This is a genomic window from Pseudanabaena sp. FACHB-1998 (assembly GCF_014696355.1).
GTDB lineage: Bacteria > Cyanobacteriota > Cyanobacteriia > Pseudanabaenales > Pseudanabaenaceae > Pseudanabaena.
The window spans coordinates 14,501-35,436 of the sequence record NZ_JACJQA010000046.1 but is presented as its reverse complement, the minus strand read 5'-3'; the positions used below and the strand labels follow the sequence as shown (position 1 = coordinate 35,436).

The window sequence follows — 20,936 nt, the reverse complement described above, 5'->3', positions numbered from 1 at the left end:
CAAAACCCAATAGAGAGTTGCGGCGCTTCGCGCCGCAACTCTCTATTGGGTTTTATAGGGCAGCTATATATAATAAGAACTAATCCTGCCGTCAATTAAGCCTTTATGACTCAACCCTCAGATTTTGACCAGACTCAGACCACATCTGAAGATTTATTACTTTCGGTGCGTAACCTGCAAGTTACCTTTGGCAGTGATGAAGGACTAGTCCATGCAGTTAAAAATATTTCTTTTGATCTAGCTCAAGGGCAAACCTTGGGCATTGTCGGTGAATCTGGCTCTGGCAAATCGGTAACGGCTTTAGCGATTATGGGATTGCTGGGGGAGTCGGGCAAAATTGCTAATGGCGAAGTCCTATTTCAACCGACGGGAGCGCCTCAGCTTGATTTGGTGAAGGTATCGGCAAAAAAGATGCTGCAATATCGGGGCGATCGCATAGCGATGATTTTTCAGGAGCCAATGACTTCGCTCAATCCTCTCTTTACCTGCGGCTATCAAGTTATCGAAGCGATTCGCCTCCATCAAAAAGTATCGGCAGCAGAAGCCGAACTTAGAACTATTCAATTATTTAATGAGGTGCAATTACCCAATCCCGAACAATTAATTGAGCGTTATCCCCACGAACTCTCAGGCGGACAATTGCAACGGGTGATGATTGCGATGGCGATTTCTTGCAATCCGCAGTTAATTATTGCGGATGAGCCGACGACGGCTTTAGATGTGACGGTGCAAGCGGCAATTCTCGATTTGCTTAAAGAAATTCAGCGATCGCGCCAGATGTCGATGATTTTTATCACCCATGATTTAGGGATTGTGGCAAAAATTGCCGATCGCGTCATCGTCATGAACCAAGGCGAAGTCGTTGAGTCAGAGAATACGCAAGATATTTTTCAATCACCTAAACATCCATACACCAAAGGCTTAATCGCTTGTCGTCCTCAGCCCGATCGCCAACTTCGCCTCTTGCCCACCGTAAGCGATTTTATGGAAATCCAGAATGGACAAATAGTTGAGAAAGAACCTTCGGATTCACGGTATTTGGAAGTAGTATCTTCAGAGGAACTAGCGGCTCGTTTGAGCGAACTTCAACAGCAGGAACCGATTCTATCGGTTAAAAACTTACGGATTGAATTCCCAATTCGGAGCATTTTGGGATTAACAAAACGCTATTTCGTAGCCGTAAATAACATTAGCTTCGATGTCTATCGTGGCGAAACCCTTGGCTTAGTCGGTGAATCTGGTTGTGGCAAAACCACCACAGGTCGCGCAATTTTGGGCTTAACCAATTCAGTGATGGGTTCGGTAAAGTTTGAAGGGAAAGAAATATCGAGGTTAAAGGGAAATGCATTTCAGCAGTTGCGTTGCGACTTACAGGTGATTTTCCAAGATCCCTATGGTTCGCTCAATCCCAGAATGTCCGTAGGCGATGCGATCGCTGAGCCATTATTAATTCACAGCCACCAAGAACGCTTCCATCGTTATCGCAAAGCGGACGCACGAAAAGAGAGAGTCGCCTATCTACTAGAGCGGGTGGGCTTAACCAAAAGCGCCATGCGTCGCTATCCCCATGAGTTTTCAGGTGGTCAGCGCCAACGTATTTGCATCGCCAAAGCCTTGGCGCTCAATCCTAAATTAATCATTGCCGATGAGCCTGTGTCGGCTCTGGATGTATCTGTTCAGGCTCAAGTCCTCAATTTATTAAAAGAACTGCAAGCGGAATTTGGATTGACCTATATCTTTATTTCCCACGATCTTGGTGTGGTCAAATTTATGAGCGATCGCATTATGGTCATGAACAAAGGCGAAATTGTAGAATTAGACAATGCTGAATCTATCTACAACAACCCGCAACAGCCTTATACCCAAAAGCTAATTAGTGCGATTCCTAAAGTGTTAGCCTTTAAGTAAAAAATAGATTTGCAGTTTTAAATGGAGTTGATTTATGAAACAAGTTTTTTCCAGCATTGCCGCGATCGCTTTTAGCGCCATTAGCTGCACTTTTATCTCTGTCAAATCTGCCGAAGCTCTCGAAGAAGGACTTTATTGGGGAGGTGGTTCCCGTTACATTCGCATTGCTAAGCAAGAAGCATCCAGCGATCGGCAAGAGCGTATCTGTTATCATGGCTTTTCACCCAACGGCTCGACCATTACTTCCCTAAAGTTAGCGATTCCTCGCTATGAAACAGGAATCGATTATGAAGTTTATCTATTGGAATCATCGAAAAAGAGCGATCGCCAAAATCTAGCGATTTTGCAATATGGCTTCAGTCCTAACAAAATCACGTTCGGTAAGTTAGTCAAACGCTCTGTGAGAGAAGGTTTGGTCTATGTCCGTGATGGTGTTGCGGCGACAGACACGACTCCCGAATTGCAAGAATGTCTCAATTCCAATCAGCCCTACTTTAAGCAAATTACATCAGGACGCGATCGCAGGTAAAAACATCATGGTTCCTCAACTCGCTACGAAGACTTACACGGTTGATGAATATCTAGAATTAGAAATAGCGTCGGATATTCGCAACGAATATCGTAATGGAGAAATTCTACCAATGACTGGTGGCACACCAAATCACAATGACATCTCTGGAAATTTATTATCAATTATCAAAACTTCTTTACGCAGCAAGCCTTTTCGCGTATTTCATGTCGATCAAAGGCTTTGGATTCCCAATGTCAAGATTCATACTTACCCTGATGTAACCGTTGCGCCTAAGCTTTTAGAAATGCAGGATGGGCGTAAAGATACGATTACCAATCCTTGTTTTATTGCGGAAGTGCTATCTAAATCTACGCAAAATTATGATCGCAGTGAAAAATTTGCGGCTTATCGCACTATTAATACTTTTGAGGAATATCTTTTAATTGATCAATACCATGTCCATGTCGAGCATCACGTCAAAACTGCGGTCAATCAATGGCTATTCTCGGAATACGATGATCCGACCGTAACAATTTCTTTAAAGTTTGCGGATTTACAAATCCAAATAGCCGATCTTTACGACAATATTGATTTTGAATAATTGCGATCGCAGAGTGCTATGAAAAACACAGATAAAGATCCCCGACTTTTTTTATAAACTTGCAAACGATCTTTGCTTGCTTAGAAAAAGTCGGGGATCTGTACGTTTATAGGTTACTTGTGATGACCTACCTATCAAACATTAAGCAACGGTTTGCTTGGCTTTAGCATTCTTGCGTTGTCTAGCGACCAATGCACCACCAGCAACAATTACGCCAAACACAGCGCCCGGAACTGGAACAGGTGTAGGCGCGGCAAAGGTAGCCTTAAAAGCAAGATCTCCAAATACATCACTCGATCTGCTGAACTGTTCAGATCGAGACCAATTTGTTTGTGTGAGCGCACTAAAGTTAGAGCCGTTGTTTAGGAATACAAATTGTCCACCAGAATAAACGTCACTGTTAATAAAACCTAGTACTGACCTATCAGGCTGACCATCAAAAAAGTTTGAAGCACTGATAAATGCAACATATTGCTGAGCCGAAGTCAAAGCAAGACCACCTGTATTAAAGGTAAAATCATTAAAAGCTGAATTGTTAGAATTGGTTTGCAGACTGCTTTGATAAAGGATACTAGTGGCTTTAGAGCCATCCCATCCTGCGACATAGGCTGCAAATTTGGAAGGTGTAGCGCTAGTAGTCTGAACTTTGAAAGAAAAACTTTCGAGAATATTTTCGCTACCTGTCACGGTAAAGGTTTGTCCGTAGGTAGCAGTATTTGGTTCACCAAAAGGGAAAATAAAGCTGCTACCATTCCAAGAGGGATTAGTATCAATGATACTAGCAGCATGAGATGCGCTGACTCCGCCGAGGGTGAGGCAGGCAGCACCAGCAGTAGCGAAAGAGAGCTTTTTGACAATATTTGAGACTGAAAACTTTTGTAATGTGTTCATAGTTACAAGTTCCTGAAACTAAGCTGATTTCATTATTATTCCTGTTTTTAATAGGAAAACAAGCACAATAGTTATAAAAAAGTTATCTAAAAGTTACATAAAAGTTACTAATTAATGACGATTAAGCTATTTAGCTTAGATCTGATTTCAGATTTATTGTGATTTATAAAAGGCAAATATCCTAAATTTCGCCAAAATAAATACTTTTTGCCGCTTAATACTCCTTTAATAAAAAACAAACACTTAAACTAATCATATTTCTCAATATTATCTAGATTTCTTGTCCAGACGATCATTAAGAAGCTAGATCTCAATCTCTAGTCCTTAGCTTGCAAGTGCTATGATCTCAAGACGCTAGGAGTGTCTGTAAAAACCAGACTGAGAGCAGATCCTTAGAACCTGAACCGATTGACATCGGCGTAGGAAAGCACATTATTTGAGGAAATTTACATGACAGTTGGATTGAAAGCTAGCTCTGCACCCACCAGGCGCGGAGAATACCGCGGTACGCAAATGCATTGCGCTCGTCAGGGCATTATCACCGAAGAGATGCAATATGTAGCATGGCGTGAAAATTTGCCCGTAGAACTGGTACGTGCGGAAGTGGCACGCGGTCGCGCCATTATTCCCGCCAACAAAAATCACACCAACCTTGAACCAATGGCGATCGGGATTGCCTTTAACTGCAAAGTTAACGCCAATATCGGCGCATCTCCCAACGCTTCAGACATTAATGAAGAAGTTGCCAAACTGACCCTTTCAGTAAAGTATGGCGCTGATACTGTCATGGACTTGTCCACTGGTGGCGGTGATTTAGATGTGATTCGGACGGCGATCATCAATGCTTCGCCTGTTCCCATTGGCACAGTTCCCATTTACCAAGCCCTCGAAAGCGTGCATGGCAAAATGGAAAACCTCACCCCAGACGACTTCTTGCATATTATTGAGAAGCACGCTGAGCAGGGTGTGGACTATCAAACCATCCATGCAGGAATTTTGATTGAGCATCTTCCCTTAGTCAAGAATCGGATTACAGGAATTGTTTCCCGTGGTGGCGGTATTCTAGCGCGTTGGATGTTGCATCACCATAAGCAAAATCCTCTCTATACCCACTTCAACGACATCATCGAAATTTTTAAGAAGCATGATGTGTCCTTTAGTCTTGGCGATTCGCTCCGCCCCGGTTGTTTGCATGATGCCTCCGATGCAGCCCAACTTGCTGAATTAAAGACTCTCGGACAGCTTACTCGCCGTGCTTGGGAACATGATATTCAAGTCATGGTTGAGGGACCTGGACATGTGCCGATGGATCAGATCGAATTCAATGTGCGTAAGCAAATGGAAGAATGCTCGGAAGCTCCTTTCTATGTGCTAGGTCCTCTGGTAACGGATATTGCTCCCGGCTATGACCACATTACCTCGGCGATCGGGGCAGCGATGGCAGGTTGGTATGGTACGGCGATGTTGTGTTATGTCACACCAAAGGAACACCTCGGCTTGCCCAATGCTGAAGATGTTCGCAATGGCTTGATTGCTTACAAGATTGCGGCTCATGCTGCGGATATTGCTCGTCATCGTACAGGCGCTCGCGATCGCGATGATGCACTATCCCATGCCCGTTACAACTTCGATTGGAATAAGCAATTTGAGCTATCCCTCGATCCTGAGCGTGCAAAGGAATATCACGATGAGACTTTGCCTGCGGATATCTACAAAACCGCCGAATTCTGCTCAATGTGTGGACCCAAATTCTGTCCAATGCAAGAAAAGGTTGATGCTGAGGCAATTAGCGAACTTGAGAAGTTTTTGGCAAAAGATGCCGTCCCTACCGCTTAATCCCCAAGGACAAAATCGCGTAGCGATTTTGTCCTTTTCTTAGCAATAAAAAAGCGACACTTTGTGTCGCTTTTTTATTCTGAAGATCGCAAAGCCGAATATTTTACAAAGCAACCGCCATTTGTGGCAACTTGTATACACAAGATTAAGTCATTTGCAGCAACGCATAAAAACATGAAACATTGTATGCTTATCACCTTAAACTTATCAAAAGTACTTGCATTTTGGCATCATGCTTGATCGAGCAGCGATAACAGTAGCTATTTCTCTAAGTCCTGAAGAGGCAGTTTGCTACTTAGCAAGGGTTTACTCCACGCTGATCGTTTTCGATCCGCCTGAGTTTCTCAAAACTTCCATTGGCACTAGAGTGTTAATTCATTCCCTAGGCTATCCCGACAATCCCGAATCCGCCCAAATATGTAAGCAACTCATGGATGAGTTTGGCTTTGATACTGAGACTTTTCCTGCCTATGCTTTACAGGGTTTAGCGACGATCGCCTCTATCAGTCCTTGCGATCTCACAAACTTTGAGCTAGAGGAATGGATTAATATTGATATCGCCCCAACGAGTTTGACCGATCTGCAATCAAGGGTAAAAGATCGCCAGCAATCCGCTTGGCTAGTGCAGTTAAAAGAGACATATTTTCTGCAAGAACCGATTTATGATGTCTTGCCACCGATCAACTCGGAAACTGGGGATACATGGTTACCAATGCACAAGTCCCATTTAGATGATTTTCAGCTAGCCTTAAATCGCGATATTTTAAGCAGCAAAGTCTAATTTTATATAGAGAAAGGCGGCGCAAAGCGCCGCCTTTCTCTATATAAAATTAGACAATTGGCGACAAGCTATAAAAGCCAAAACAAGACGACGCAAAGTGTCGTCTTGTTTTGGCTTTTACTTATGCTCAGCTACTTATCGCAATAAATTTATAAATACTAAGAAATATACTGCTTATTTGGCATTTTAACTTGTGTGGATATCCCTGTTTTGCTAGATTTAGTTTTAATAATAAGTAACAATAAATACATTTTTTAGATTACCGCGTTTTTCAAGCAAACGAAATCCAAAGATTTACTGTCCTGCCAAAGGCGGGACAGTAAATCTCCATTCAAGCGAGAGCCAGAGGTTTATAGTCCTGTCGAAGACAGGACTATAAATCCATACTTGAGAGAGATTAGATGTCCCGCCTTCGGCGGGACATCTAATCCATACTTCATTTTTAGTAATTTTATATTTATTAAGGAAATGGGTTAAAACTATGAGCAATCAGCCCAACCGTGTTGTAGTCATTGGAGTCGCAGGTGACTCTGGCTGCGGAAAGTCTACGTTTTTGCGCCGACTGACCGATCTTTTTGGTGAAGAACTTATGACTGTGATTTGTCTGGATGACTACCACAGCCTCGATCGCAAGCAACGCAAAGAAACAGGAATCACCGCCCTCGATCCTCGTGCGAATAACTTTGACTTGATGTACGAACAAGTTAAGTCTCTCAAGGAAGGGAAATCAGTCTGGAAGCCAATCTACAATCACGAGACAGGCAAAATTGACCCACCCGAATTGATTCACCCCAATAAGATCGTGGTAATTGAAGGTTTGCATCCTATCTATGATCCGAGAGTCAGGAAATTGCTAGATTTCAGCATTTATCTCGATCTTAGTGATGAAGTGAAAGCAGCTTGGAAGATTCAACGGGATATTGCTGAACGTGGTCATACCTTAGCGGATGTCATGCAAGCGATTGATGCGCGTAGACCCGATTTTGAAGCTTATATTGATCCGCAAAAGGCTCATGCGGATGTGGTCGTTCAAATTTTGCCGACTAATCTAATTGCCGACGATCGCGATCGCAAAGTGTTGCGGGTACGTCTAATTCAAAGGAGTGATGTGGAAGGTTTACAACCAGCTTATCTCTTTGATGAAGGTTCCACGATTTCTTGGATTCCCTGTGGCACAAAGCTCACCTGTTCCTATCCGGGAATTAAGCTTTTCTCGGGGCCCGATGGCTGGCTCGGACATCCTGCGAGTGTTTTAGAAATTGATGGACAATTCGATCATCTTGAAGAATTGGTCTATATCGAAAACCATCTCAGCAGTCTCAATACCAAGTATTACGGTGAATTAACCGAACTCTTGCGGAAGCATCCTGATTACCCGGGTTCTAATAATGGCACTGGTTTATTGCAGGTGATTGTGGGCTTGAAGATGCGTGCTACTTTCGAGCGTCTTAGCAAAAAGGTATCGGAGCATCTAGTTGCAGCATAGATAAGTAGCGGCGCTTCGCGCCGCTACTTATCTTTATATGAAATTTTCGGGAATTGGTATTACAGCGCTTTGCGCTTAAACCTAAACCAAGATATTTTTTGAAAGTGTTGCAAAGCAACACTTTCAAAAAATCTTGTAGTTTTGCAGAATAGCGCCGCTATTCTTTGTTTAGGGATTTTGAAGAGGACTGCTATACCAATAGCCTTGAGAATCACGATGCTCAAACAGAAGCAGGCGGCGACATAAATTGATCGCGTCTGCTCTATCGACTTTGAGTGCGTCATTCCCAGCAACGCATTGCTCAATCATCTGTCGATCGCGCTTATTAAGGGTAGACAAACGCATTTCGCGATCGGTTTCCAAAACTTGATTCAGCACTTCCAAGTGAATCGGGGGATCTTGCATTTGTAAGCAACCGTATAGAAGGGATAGCAAATAGGGTAGATGCCCTTGGCTAGCCATAATTAGCCGATCCAGCGTGGCGAGTTGATCAAAAATTTCATGAACCCGATCTAACAACTTCTCCTTGGCAGTACTGGGCAGTAGGCGAGCCATCACCAACTGTCGCAGCAGATTTAAACTTTCGGAATTAACCACGCCATGCCGATCGCCTATGGTCAAATTAGGCAGCAAAATTGGCGCAGTTCCCTTAAACCGTTGTTGAAAATAGTTGCTTTCGCTTTCGTCGGGCATGGCTAACAGGGGCAAGGTATAGATGGCATGACATTGAAACTGCCGCAAATATTTACCACCTTCTCCAAAAAGGTTATCCACTTGCTCCAGATTTAGGCGATCGAGATTATCTACTAAAATCACTAGCCCTTTCTTGCCCATTTGCTTTAGGCGATCCACTTCTACAGCCGTTACTTCTTCACCCGCCGCTAGTAGAGAATTTTTGAGGCGAGATTCGAGATGATGACGTAATTGGCGACGCTGCTGTTCATTGGCTTGTAACGCCTGCAAAATACGTTGTAGCCGAGGTAGATAGGTCGAGATGCCTATGGGCGGAGACATGCGTAACCACTGCTCAATCTCGGCGATCGCATTAGGCAAATAGGCTAAAGATAGCGATTCCCCTTTCTTTTCCACCTGTTGCAAAATAATGCTTAAAATCATTAGCCATAATTCAGTTAAGCCGACATCATTAATTTGAAGATATTCATCGGCAGCACAATAAATCACCGCAAAGCCTTGCTGTTCTAAACTCGCTTTTAATTTAAATAATTCCGTAGTTTTGCCGCTACCAATATGCCCTGATATGAGTTGATAGGTGGGTTTATTAGAAGACAAGGCGATCGTCCGCCGTAGCTTTTTGACTATATCTTCTCCTCTTATCGCTGCTAAATCTATATAGTAATATTCCTCTTTATTTAAACAGATAGAATAACTAGGATTACAAGCGACGAGAGATTCTATAACAGGCATAGCTAAAAAGAGAGAAAAACAACTTCAAAAATAACTTCTAAAACAACTAATTAGTGAGGTGCAATACTTGCGCCTCATTAATTAGTTGAATAAATACTCGATCGCACAAACTCGGCACATTTGCCATCGAGATAGTTCGCCCGTGAGGGCAGGGCGATCGCATTTTGGGCATTTCGGCATCTGCGGCGCTCTTAACTTCATCACCGATTGCCAGCGTTGAAATGCTTCACTTGCAGTTTCGGGAGGCTTTTGGCGATCGCTCCGTAGCTCTGAACTTGGGGAATTACTACTTTTTTTGTTTAAGCCTTTCACAGAATTAGCGATCGCTGGTAAATAGCTCGGATGCTCCTCACTAATTACCTGACGTTGGGCTAGGGCTTGCTGATGGGTAGCCCATTTAGCGGTGGAGAAATGAATATCGGTAATCGCGAGATTGCTAGAGCTACCCACTAAAGCATTAACTTTTGCCAAAATCCTCACCCTCTCAAAGGTTAAAGCCTGTGACCAAACGGCACTAGATACGGCTACTTGGAGAGTTTTTTGATACACACCAATGGGACTGGTTTGCTTAGCGACCGAGTCACCGACGATCTCTGCCCATTTTTCGACAATCAGCAGATATTGACAGCGCTGTTGCCAACTGGTGCGTGACTGGATGTCATGCAAAATATTTGGTAATCCTGTGAGGGACATGGTTGTAAACCAAACTTATTTTTTGCTTCAGTTTCAACATTATAGCTGTAGCTATCTAAGTCAGGACATAAAACCCAAGATGGAGTTGCGGCGCGAAGCGCCGCAACTCCATCTTCAGAGGTAAAAACCAAAAACTATGGCGCACGGTGCGCGTGCCGCCATAGTTTTTGGAGCTATATTTGTCGATACACCCTTCCCACCGAAGAAATATGCATATAAAAACAAGAAAGAGCTAGGCGCGGCTTCGCCGCGCCTAGCTCTTTCTTGAGTGGGAAAGGAGTATTATCGACAAATATAGTTTCTTGAGGATTGGTTATGTTTGAAGGCTTATTTCAGTCGCGATCGCCTAATCAAGGGCGCGTTCCTAAAGGGCAACGGCTTACTAATGGGTTTCCCATTATGACCTATGGCAATACTCCCAATATTAAACGCAAAGATTGGCAATTTCGAGTATGGGGACTGACTACCGAGAAAACCTTTACTTGGGATGATTTCATGGCAATGCCTCAAAGTGAATTTACCATAGACTTCCATTGCGTCACCACATGGTCAAAGCTCGATGTGAAATGGAAAGGCGTTAAAGTTATGGATTTTTTAAAATATATCGAAGTCGATCCCCAAGCGGTACATCTCATGGAGCATTGCTATGGCGGCTACACCACTAATATCGCGATGGAAGATTTTGCGAGAGAAGAAAACTTTTTTGCCCATACTCTCTTTGATGAGCCATTACCGATAGATAATGGTGGTCCAATGCGATTAGTAGTTCCCCATCTCTATGCGTGGAAAAGTGCAAAATGGATTAATGGGTTGGAGTTCCTCGACAAAATGGAACTAGGCTTCTGGGAGCGTAATGGCTATCACCATCGGGGAGAACCTTTTGCGGAGGAAAGATACAGCGTATTGCCTTAAGACAAAGGCGGCGCAAAGCACCTCTTTTGGCTTAGCGATCGCGATCACATATTTTTAGCGATCGCAATTAGGTAAATCCTCCTGTTCTGGTCACTTCTTAACTAAAAAAAAAGCTGGATACTAATAAACATAGAGCAAAAGTTAAGGCTAAGAGAGAGGAGCAAGTTAATGTCTGTATTTCATTTTGGTAGATTCATCTTCAAGTTTTACGCTACTTCCATCGCTGTTTTAGTACTCGTCAATGTAATCTCCACTTTCTCTTAGAAGCCAGAAACCAAGAAGCGAGTTGCGGCGCTTCGCGCCGCAACTCGCTTCTTGGTTTCTGGCTTGTCCTAATGCAAGTGACTAAAGCTATAAGCCATAAAAAAAGCGGTGCAAAGCACCGCTTTTTTTATGGCTTATAGCTGAGAATGCACTCTCTCAAAAAACTAGACAAAATTAAGCGATCGCGTACCTGCGACAACTTCACCGATGCGATTGGTGGTAAAGCCTTGGGTTTGGAAATAGGCGATCGCCTGATCTACTTTCTGGGGATCAACGACTGCCGCCATACCAATACCCATATTAAAAGTATTAAACATATCCAGTTCAGGTACTTCCCCTTGAGCTTGGAGCCATTGAAATAGGGCAGGAATTTCCCAACTATGGCGGAAAATATTGACAGCTTGACCTTCGCCGAGACAACGGGGCAAGTTTTCGGGCAAGCCGCCACCTGTGATGTGCGCCAAACCATGAATACCTAGATCGGCTTTGAGAGCCGCCAACACAGGCTTGACGTAAATCTGGGTGGGCGTGAGAAATACTTCGGCTAGGGCTAAATCTTCGGTTTCAGGAGAAATAGCTAATTTCGCGCCCCAACTATAGCCCTTGGTTTCGATGATCTTGCGGACAAGGCTGTAACCGTTGCTATGGATACCTGAACTAGCGAGACCGATGACCACATCACCGATGTTTACCTGTGTACCATTGAGCATTTCTGACTTTTCAGCGATCGCCACACAAAAGCCTGCCGCATCATACTCGCCAACGCCATAAAATCCGGGCATCTCCGCAGTTTCACCACCAAGTAAGGCACAGCCTGCCATTTGGCAACCATCGGCGATCCCCTTCACGACCTCGGCGAGTTGATCGGGTTCCAGCTTGCCTGTGGCTAGATAATCCAAGAAAAATAATGGCTCGGCTCCAGAGGTCAACACATCGTTAACACACATGGCAACAAGGTCAATGCCAATCGTGTCGTGTTTATTGGCGGCTTGAGCAATTTTGAGCTTTGTGCCAACACCGTCCGTACCTGAAACCAGAACGGGTTGCCGATAGCCAGCAGGGATTTCAAAACAGCCTCCAAAACCACCAAGATCGCCTAATACTCCAGCACGATGGGTTCTCGCCACTGAGTCACGAATTTTTTCCACGAAGGTGCGACCTGCTTCGATATCTACACCCGCCTGACGATAATCCAAAACCTCTAACTCCCATTTTCATGATTTTCTAAAGCTCAGCAACGCAAAGCTTCAGAGAACTACTATAGCAATGTATAGCTGTTGCCATTCTTGTGAGGACACAAAACCAGAAGACGAGTTGCGGCGCGAAGCGCCGCAACTCGCTTTTTGAGTTTAAGTAACCACAGCTATAAATCTGGTTTAGGACATAAACCCCAGAAATGAATGGCGGCGCAATGCGCGGCAACTCATTTCTGGGAAATACTATTTGCCTAACTCATCGGCTCGACGAGTTGCCGCCAGTACGGCTTCGATCATCGCAGAACGTAATCCTGCTTTTTCTAGCTGCGCGATCGCCGCAATCGTTGTTCCCGCAGGACTGGTTACTTGATCCTTGAGTTGAGCAGGATGAAGCTTCGTTTCGGTTAATAATTGCGCTGTGCCTAAAACTGTTTGGGTGGCTAATTGCATAGCGATCGCTCTGGGCAAACCTGCGGCAACACCACCATCCGCCATCGCCTCTACCACCAATGCCACATAGGCGGGACCAGAACCCGATAGCCCTGTGACAGCATTCATCAATGATTCGGCAACTTCTACCACTGTGCCGATCGCGCCAAAAATTCTTTTTACCGCCTCTAAATAGTCGGGCGTAACTAATGAGTTAGGTGAAATTGCAGTTACTCCTGCACCGACTTGCGCTGGTGTATTTGGCATTGCTCGGATAATTGCTTTGTCAGGAAACATCGTTTCCAACTGAGCCAATGTCACACCAGCTAAAATTGAAACAACACAAGGTGCAGGAGCATTTGCTAGACCAATTGCAGCCACATTAAGCGACTGAGGTTTAACTGCTAAAAGCATGATTTCAGCTTCCGCAGCTACCAAGTTATTAGGTGTAACTTGCACACCATATTTTTTTGCTAGGGTTTCGCGACGCTCTGGCATCGGATCACTAACACAGACATCGGATGGTTGGTAAATATTGCTAGCAATAAGTCGAGACAAGATTGCCTCTCCCATTACACCACCACCGACAATACCGAGTTGCACTTTCAAGAATTCACCAATAATTAACTAACTACAAACCCAGAAGGTAGATGGGGCGCAAAGCGCCGCCTCTACCTTCTGGGTTTTTGATCGTTTTTAATCATAAGGGCGATTGCTATAACTAGCAGGATTTTTGCTAAGGATTATTTCGCAAGAATTATTGTGCAAAACGGCTTACAGGTGCTTCGGCGGCCCATGCTGGAGCTGGTGCTGCGGTGGGACGGACAACGCGAGGCTGGGTCATCGGCACGTCATTTAATACAGTCGATTGGGAGGTGACTTGTACGCAGGAAGGTGCAAACAAGAAAATGCTGTCGCCAATACGTTCTTGATGACCATCGAGAGCATAGGTTCCGCCTGCAACGAAGTCAACAGCGCGTTGAGCTTGATCGGGGTCCATCATGGTGAGGTTAAGAACGACGGACTTGCGTTCACGCAATGCTTGAATTGCTTGAGGCATTTCTTCAAAACTGCGAGGTTCCATCACCATTACTTGGGACAAACCATTTGCAGCGCCTGGCATACCAATTACGTTGCTCATACCTTCAGAAGTTGCTCTTAGGGCTGTGGGGCGTTCGCGGGTACGACGAGTTTGAGGCTCTTCTGGTTCTGGAGCGATCGCGCCATTGTCTTCTTGATAGATGTCTTGGTATTCACGGGCTGAGGCTTCATCGTACTCATATTCGTACTCTTGAGCTTCATTTAAACCAACAAAATCCTTGAGCTTTGTAAAAATTCCCATCGTAATTAACTCCTAGTGTTTGCTCCTCAGTTTGGGCTTGGAAACCGAAACATTATATTTCTAGACTAGATGAGGAGTGCAATCTAATAAAGCAAAAAATTGCTTTGTCTAGATATCTTGGGTCATCAATTCTGTTTAAAACAGTATTGACAAATTGTTTACCCGCAAACTTTAACCGATAACAGGGAAAAAAGATAGACAAACTTGTTAAATTTTTCAAATGCGACAAAATACGACTTTTAGTGGACAACGCCTTGTCATATATAGGGATGAACTACTTAGGCTAAGTATTAACCTATGAAGATATCCTTTTAATACTTAACAAGTTTTTAATAATTGTGCGAATTTGTTACCAAATAACGAATTCACACAACTAAACTCGTTCACATTAAGAGTGTCTATGTGAGCCTAAATGATGATAATCGGAGGATATGATATCAACATTTAGATTGGCTTAAATAGATATACTCTCGAAGTCATTTGTACTAAATTGTCGCAAAACATTAGCAACGTAACATGGAGTTGTCTAGCTATTTTTGAGAATAAAATTAGCCCTGATTGCTCGGTATAATTCTATTAATATTGATTAAATGTCTGCAAAGTATTCTACGCTACAAAAATTACAACGATTTAACAGAATAAACTTTCTATCAATGTTGAAATGGGCGAAATTTTTGTTTAGCTCAGAACGCTAAAACTTATAACAGGTTTAGGGGGATATAGCAAGTATAAATTTTCGGAATGGCTGGGGGGCATGTAAAACACGATATGCCCCGCTACTTAGGTAATTTGTGGCAAGTTGTAGCAACGTAAGTTTTGCTTAGGACATAAAACCCAGAAGATGAGTAGCAGCGCTTCGCGCTGCTACTCATCTTCTGGGTTTTGATTTGTTCTAGCTATCTCTTACGTTGCTATATTTAGCATTTGCTGGATTTTTTGATGGAGTTGTTTGAGCTTGATTGGTTTAGCCATGTAGTCATTGGCTCCTGAGGCTAAACAATTGGCTTTGTCGTTTTCCATGGCGAGGGCGGTCAGGGCAATGATGGGGATATGGGCTATTTGGGGATTGGCACGAATTAGGCGAGTGGCTTCTAGCCCGTCCATCATGGGCATTTGAATATCCATGAGGATAATGTCGGGGTTATGGATTTGGGCGAGTTTAATGGCTTCTTGTCCGTTTTTCGCTTGGATCAGGCGATAGTTGCATGCGGAGAGGTAGGCAGTAACGGTGGTGATGTTAGATTCATTATCTTCGGCGAGGAGGACGAGGGGGGCGATCGCCGAAGAATTGATCGCCTCAGTGGCGATCGCTAGCGATGGGGATGAGGGTTTAGGGTCAGTGGGTTGGGCAGCGATCGCGGGGTAAGCGCTATAGGGCAAGGCGACTGTAAAACAACTACCTTGCCCCAGTTGACTCTGGACATCTACAGTGCCGCCATGCAGGTTAGTAATTTGTTTGACCATTGCTAGCCCTAAGCCAGTGCCTTCATACTGACGATTGAGGCTACTGTCTAGCTGGCTGAAGGGTTGGAAGAGGCGGGATAAATCTTGTGGGGCAATGCCAATTCCTGTATCTTTGACCTGAAATAGGATCATTGATTGGGGAGAAGGGGCGTTTGGATTGGTTTGCCAGTTAGGGTCGGAGCTAATTGATACGAGAAGGCTAATTTTGCCATTGGGAGGGGTAAATTTTACGGCATTACTGAGGAGGTTGATGAGTGACTGTTTGATTCTGCGTTCATCAACAATGATGTCCTTAATATTGGGAGCGATTTGACTATGGATTTGAATATTTTTTTGGAAGGATTGCTGGCGGATGAAGGCTAAACTAGACTGGCAAAGTTTTTCTACGGAAGTGGCTTCGAGATTTAGCTCCATTGTGCCAGAGGCAATTTTGGAGAGATCGAGAATGTCGTTGATCAGTTCGAGGAGATGCTGTCCGCTTTTTTCGATTAAGTTGATGGATTGAATTTGCTTGGGGTTGAGAGTTCCCATGATCTGCTCGAGTAGAGCTTCAGACATTCCCAAGATGGCATTGAGGGGAGTGCGAAGTTCATGGCTCATATTGGCAAGAAATTCATCTTTGAGGCGTGTGGCTCGGATGAGTTCTTCATTAGTTCGATGAAGTTTGGTTTCGGCTTCTTTGCGATCGCTAATGTCATTAGAACAACCCATGAGGCTAATAATATTCCCTTCCTGATCGCGCACTACGGACAGGCGTAAACTGATATAAATTTGTTTGCCTGATCTTGTTTTGAAAATATGCTCAATCTCATTAGTGCCGTGAGCTAATAAGGGCTGAATTACTTTTTCGTGGAAATAGGCTTTGCTTTCATAGAATATTTCGATATTCTGCCCGATCATTTCTGCGGCTGTGTAACCAAAGAGTTTTTCAATGCCTTGGTTCCAACTGAGGATTTTGCCAGTGAGATCAGTGGAAACTACGCCATCATGGATTTTTTCTAGAACTTGATTTTGAAATTGGAGTTCTTGAGTACGGTCAGCAATTTTCTGCTCTAAGGATATATTGAGATTTTGAAGGCTATCGTAAAGCTCGGCTTGTTGCAGGGCGATCGCCAAATGGACAGATAACTGCTGTAGTAACTGGATGTCGGTTGCAGCCCATTGGCGGGGAGTCGAGCATTGATGCACAATTAATAATCCCCACAGCCGAGCCTGATCATCATTGGTTAAGAGAATCGGCATGACGAGGCTAGCACGTACCTGAAATCTCTCTAGAATCTGCTGCTGGCTTTCGCTCAGGTTCGCGTCATAGATATCGGCTGCGATAAAAAAATCCCCTTCTCGATAGGCTTCACCAAGGTTTCCTTGAAAACAATTATCGTGAATTTGAATATTGATGCAGGGCTTCCAAGGTGGGACGATCGCTTCGGCAACCACCATGCCACTCATGTCAGGATTAAACCGATAGATAAGGACGCGATCGGCGGCTAAAAAATTTCGCAATTCTTTGACGATCGCATTGGAGATGTCCTCTAAATTAATGTATTGACGAATGCGAAGGGTCATCGCCGCGATCACGGCTTGCTGTTGTTGAGATTGCTGAAGTTGATTAATAAGTGCGAGGCGATCGCGTACCTGATGCACACAAGTTAATAGCGAAACTGCGGTCACATCGCCTTTGAGTAAATAATCTGAGGCTCCCAGTTTTAGAGCTTTAACTGCGGTACGTTCATCCCCCTGCCCTGTCAGCATGATTGCCGATAAATTGCTTCCTAACACATCTGGACTAATCGCTTCTAAAAAATCTAGCCCATTCCCATCGGGCAGAGAAAAGTCCACTAAAATAATATCTGGTTTTTGCGATCGGTACAGACTTAAACCTTCCTCAAAGGTTTCGGCGGTGAGGATACGGTAAGACGCTTCTGCGTCTGCCTCTAAGTAGCGGATGTAAGTGAAGCGGTCTGTTTCAGAGTCTTCTAAAATCAGTATACTGGTAGACACTAGGAATAGGAGTTGTTAATATTTATATAAACATTGTTTACTTTATAATCATACTATATTTATCAAGAAATCATTATCTACAGGAAAAAAGTTTTGATTTGTCCTAATTTCTATCTCTTACACTGCTATATTGCGTTTTTTAAAGGAAATAGCGACATTTCACGTCCCATCTAGCTTGATTTATCTGGAAAGTAAATAGTTCATACAGCCATTTTCGCTCAAACGAACCAAGAATAAATTTGCAAGCGTTGCTTCGCAACGCTTGCAAATTTATTCTTGGTTCGGGCTTGAGCGAAAAGCGCTGTAAGTGGGTAGGACGGCTAACTGGAACCAATGTTGAAAGAGAATTTGAACAGTTTGTTGCATTTCTGAAATCCCTATAGGCTTTAGCATGTAACTATTAGTGCCGCACTGATAACAGGTTTGAATATCCTGAAGACTATTAGAAGTAGTCAGCACAATAATGGGGATCGTGCGTAAATCAGGATTTAGCTTGACTTGATAGATAACTTCGCGACCATCAGTATTGGGGAGATTGAGATCTAACAAAATGGCGACAGGTGGGGGAGCCGTTAACCCTTCGTATTCCCCCTGACGAAATAGGTAATCTAGAGCGTCATCCCCATCATGAAGCCTTACAAGGTTGTATGGCGATCGCTCTTGTAAATTCAGCTTTTGGGTAGCACGTAAAAAACTATAAAAATCTTCGTCACTATCTTCGACAATGGCAATTACTGGATGAATCTGATCGTCCCAAGGAGAATCCAAAAGCATTTAATTTATTGAATAGGCAAAGTAAAGAAAAACACAGTCCCATTCCCGTAAGTAGATTGTACTTGAATACTTCCTCCGTGACGTTCGATAATTTTTTTGACAATGGTTAGCCCTGCCCCAGTGCCGCCACCGTATTTATTAGCGGCGTGCAGTCGCTTAAAAATGCGGAAAACAGCATCAAGGTGCTTCTCACGGATGCCAATACCATTATCACGGATGAAAATAGTGACAAATTTTGATTCTGTTATGGATTCATCACCGACTTCTGGGAGATTAGGGGTAACGTGATATTGCCAGCTAATTTCTGCCCATTTTTCAGCTTGATCGTTATATTTAAAGGCGTTAGAGATGAGATTAGTAAAGATTTCTTCAAGTAAAACTCGATCGCCTAAGACCGTTGGCAGCGATCGGGGAATGCGAATTTGACAATTTTGCCATTGAGGATTCATGTCAAATAACTCTTTCACATTTCCTAGCAGTTGATCGAGGGCGATCGGCGACATCTGCAATTCCTGTCTGCCCAGACGAGAAAACTTCAGCAAAGAATCGATTAAAGATTCCATTCTTTTAGTTAAACGCACTAAGGTATGGAGTTTATCCGCTCCATCATCTTTCAGGATTTCGCCATAATCCTCTAATAAGAAAGTAGCATAGTTATGAATACCGCGCAGAGGCTCCTTTAAATCATGGGAAGCTATATAAGCAAAGGAATCTAGCTCACTATTACTACGCTCCAATTCCACATTGATATGGGCTAGATCTTCCGCTTGGCGTAGCACGATGTCTACGATCGCTTGTCGTAACTCAATCGCCCCCGCCACTTCGCAGTCCATCCAAGGCTGAGAGGAACCACTTACCGTTTCTTGCCAAGCTTCAAAAGACTGACGCGGAAAGATCGTTATCGAGCCATCTTCTTCTAATCGTTTAGGTTTTTCTGGATTTCCCGCCCAAGTCACCATTTGCAAGAGTTCAGGACGGAACCACAATATATAGCGATGTTGAATCTTGGAAATTGCCATTGCTAAGAGTCCACTAGCGACGGCTTTATATTCCTCCGATTCAGGGTATAAAAAGGATAGAGCATTGGCAACAAAAATATCTTGTTTCAATTGCTTGGGAAGCCAAGTTAAGAGAGAATTTATCTGGTCGAGTTGAGGAGTTTGCCCCAATAAAGTGATTTCTCCTTCTTCACATATCGCCGCGCCTGTAGCCCCCGTCAAGGCTAATAAGGCTTCGGGATCGCTCATAAGTTCTCTTACAAAGTTATTAGCTTTGCTGAGGCGTTCCACAAATTGACCTTGAATATTTTTAAGGTGCAGCTTGTAATCAAGATTTTCATTAGCTTCTTTGTTGGCTAATTCCGTAGACATGAGTTGTCCTAAGAATTCACAAATTGTGCGAATTTCATAGGGAATAAACTTGGGTGTATTGTGATGACAAGCGATCAAACCCCATAAATTTTGCTTTTGAATTAAGGAAACTGACATGGAAGCAGCTACTTCCATATTTTTGAGATATTCAATGTGGATTGGCGATACGGAGCGAAGATTGCAATAGCTCATGTCCAGTGGAATAGAATTATCGCGATCGCCCACTAGATTACTCGGTTCATAGCCAATATCAGGAATTAGGCGGAGCCAGTTAAGGGTGTAGAGATGCTTCGCTTGTTTGGGAATATCTGTATCGGGATAGTGCATTCCTAGAAAGGGTTCTAGCTCCTTTTGCTTAGACTCAGAAATGACCGTACCATCACCTTGCTCGTTAAAGCGATAGATCATCACGCGATCGAATCCTGTAATGACTCTAATTTCCTGAACGATTAGATTACAGAGTTCTGTTAAGTTTGGGGCTGTTTGGATTTTGGTGAGAGTGTTTTTGATTTGGTGATAGAACTGAAAGAAATTACTTTCTGTGTTAGCCATAAGTGGCTCCAACTCCAGAACTATTTTGCCATTAAGAGAACGATGGACAATACCATTGAATTTAAGTGGCTCCGATGCGGGGATATCAAAGCTGATATCTAGTGGATTGATATTTTCAAAATTCTGAGCTAGGCAATCGCGAATAGAGTCGAGGCGATCGCTATTTATAAAATCTGCTAAGGGGCGATCGAGTAAATTTTCGGGAATAATTCCTAAAACATCAAAGCTATTGACACTTACTTGGGCAATTTTTAGCTCGTCTTCAGTCAGAACCATCAGGACTCCATGAGGCTGAATCGATCGCGGTATATGTATAGGCTCGCGATCGCAATTAGTAAGACTAACTGGTTCTAACTCGGTAACTAGATTATTGATTCCTAAATTCATTGCAGCTATGGGCTTTTCATCTCACTATACTTTAATATTTTCCCAGATAAATCACTGTCTCCACTATAGTTAAACTTTCTCTATAAGTAGCTATCGCAACTAAGTATAAAACC

At 43.5% G+C, this 20,936-nt stretch carries 16 protein-coding genes and 1 riboswitch; of the genes, 7 read left to right on the top strand and 9 right to left on the bottom strand.

Annotated elements, in window-relative coordinates; genetic code table 11:
- The first annotated feature begins 105 nt into the window (after positions 1-105).
- Genes H6F42_RS18835 through H6F42_RS18825 form a run of 3 tightly spaced genes read left to right on the top strand, consistent with a single transcriptional unit; the run spans position 106 to position 3,020 of the window.
- A complete protein-coding gene (locus H6F42_RS18835) occupies positions 106-1,908 on the top strand; it encodes an ABC transporter ATP-binding protein (RefSeq protein WP_190400921.1) in 1,803 nt (600 codons plus the stop codon).
- A gap of 34 nt (positions 1,909-1,942) precedes the next feature.
- Entirely contained in the window at positions 1,943-2,437 is a 495-nt protein-coding gene (locus tag H6F42_RS18830; RefSeq protein WP_190400920.1) for a hypothetical protein, read from the top strand.
- Between the two features lie 7 nt (positions 2,438-2,444).
- Positions 2,445-3,020 (top strand): Uma2 family endonuclease, encoded by a 576-nt coding sequence (locus H6F42_RS18825; protein ID WP_190400919.1) that lies wholly within the window; start codon positions 2,445-2,447, stop codon positions 3,018-3,020.
- 141 nt (positions 3,021-3,161) lie between these two features.
- Here the strand turns inward: H6F42_RS18825 and H6F42_RS18820 are convergent, their stop codons facing one another.
- A complete protein-coding gene (locus tag H6F42_RS18820) occupies positions 3,162-3,911 on the bottom strand; it encodes a hypothetical protein (protein WP_190400918.1) in 750 nt (249 codons plus the stop codon).
- Positions 3,912-4,257: 346 nt separating this feature from the next.
- A riboswitch (TPP riboswitch) is annotated at positions 4,258-4,354 on the top strand.
- A 7-nt stretch (positions 4,355-4,361) separates the two neighbouring features.
- Here H6F42_RS18820 and thiC point away from each other — a divergent pair.
- The 3 genes from thiC to H6F42_RS18805 all read left to right on the top strand — a co-directional run bounded on the left by thiC (position 4,362) and on the right by H6F42_RS18805 (position 8,014).
- A complete protein-coding gene (gene thiC, locus H6F42_RS18815) occupies positions 4,362-5,747 on the top strand; it encodes a phosphomethylpyrimidine synthase ThiC (protein WP_190400917.1) in 1,386 nt (461 codons plus the stop codon).
- A gap of 232 nt (positions 5,748-5,979) precedes the next feature.
- Entirely contained in the window at positions 5,980-6,528 is a 549-nt protein-coding gene (locus tag H6F42_RS18810; RefSeq protein ID WP_190400916.1) for a hypothetical protein, read from the top strand.
- Between the two features lie 481 nt (positions 6,529-7,009).
- A complete protein-coding gene (locus H6F42_RS18805) occupies positions 7,010-8,014 on the top strand; it encodes a phosphoribulokinase (protein ID WP_190400915.1) in 1,005 nt (334 codons plus the stop codon).
- A gap of 168 nt (positions 8,015-8,182) precedes the next feature.
- Here H6F42_RS18805 and H6F42_RS18800 read toward each other — a convergent pair whose 3' ends face one another.
- Entirely contained in the window at positions 8,183-9,439 is a 1,257-nt protein-coding gene (locus tag H6F42_RS18800) for an ATP-binding protein (RefSeq protein WP_190400914.1), read from the bottom strand.
- Positions 9,440-9,520: 81 nt separating this feature from the next.
- Positions 9,521-10,132: a DUF721 domain-containing protein gene (locus tag H6F42_RS18795; RefSeq protein ID WP_190400913.1), complete on the bottom strand. Its 612-nt coding sequence runs from the start codon at positions 10,130-10,132 to the stop codon at positions 9,521-9,523.
- A 315-nt stretch (positions 10,133-10,447) separates the two neighbouring features.
- Here H6F42_RS18795 and H6F42_RS18790 point away from each other — a divergent pair, with 315 nt between their 5' ends.
- Positions 10,448-11,044, top strand: coding sequence for a sulfite oxidase-like oxidoreductase (locus H6F42_RS18790; RefSeq protein WP_190400912.1), 597 nt, complete (start codon positions 10,448-10,450; stop codon positions 11,042-11,044).
- Positions 11,045-11,472: 428 nt separating this feature from the next.
- On the opposite strand, the gene purM is transcribed toward H6F42_RS18790, so the two are convergent.
- From purM to H6F42_RS18760, 6 genes are all read right to left on the bottom strand, one after another.
- Positions 11,473-12,504: a phosphoribosylformylglycinamidine cyclo-ligase gene (gene purM / locus H6F42_RS18785; protein WP_190400911.1), complete on the bottom strand. Its 1,032-nt coding sequence runs from the start codon at positions 12,502-12,504 to the stop codon at positions 11,473-11,475.
- Positions 12,505-12,747: 243 nt separating this feature from the next.
- A complete protein-coding gene (gene proC, locus H6F42_RS18780) occupies positions 12,748-13,542 on the bottom strand; it encodes a pyrroline-5-carboxylate reductase (RefSeq protein WP_190400910.1) in 795 nt (264 codons plus the stop codon).
- Between the two features lie 148 nt (positions 13,543-13,690).
- On the bottom strand, positions 13,691-14,275 hold the full coding sequence (locus H6F42_RS18775) for a cell division protein SepF (RefSeq protein WP_190400909.1): 585 nt from the start codon (positions 14,273-14,275) through the stop codon (positions 13,691-13,693).
- A gap of 903 nt (positions 14,276-15,178) precedes the next feature.
- Positions 15,179-17,740: a response regulator gene (locus H6F42_RS18770; protein WP_190400908.1), complete on the bottom strand. Its 2,562-nt coding sequence runs from the start codon at positions 17,738-17,740 to the stop codon at positions 15,179-15,181.
- A 270-nt stretch (positions 17,741-18,010) separates the two neighbouring features.
- Positions 18,011-18,514 carry a response regulator gene (locus H6F42_RS18765; RefSeq protein WP_190400907.1) on the bottom strand — a complete coding sequence of 168 codons (504 nt, stop codon included), beginning with the start codon at positions 18,512-18,514 and terminating at the stop codon, positions 18,011-18,013.
- Between the two features lie 5 nt (positions 18,515-18,519).
- Positions 18,520-20,823, bottom strand: a complete 2,304-nt coding sequence (locus tag H6F42_RS18760; RefSeq protein WP_190400906.1) for an ATP-binding protein — start codon at positions 20,821-20,823, stop codon at positions 18,520-18,522.
- Positions 20,824-20,936: the final 113 nt, after the last annotated feature.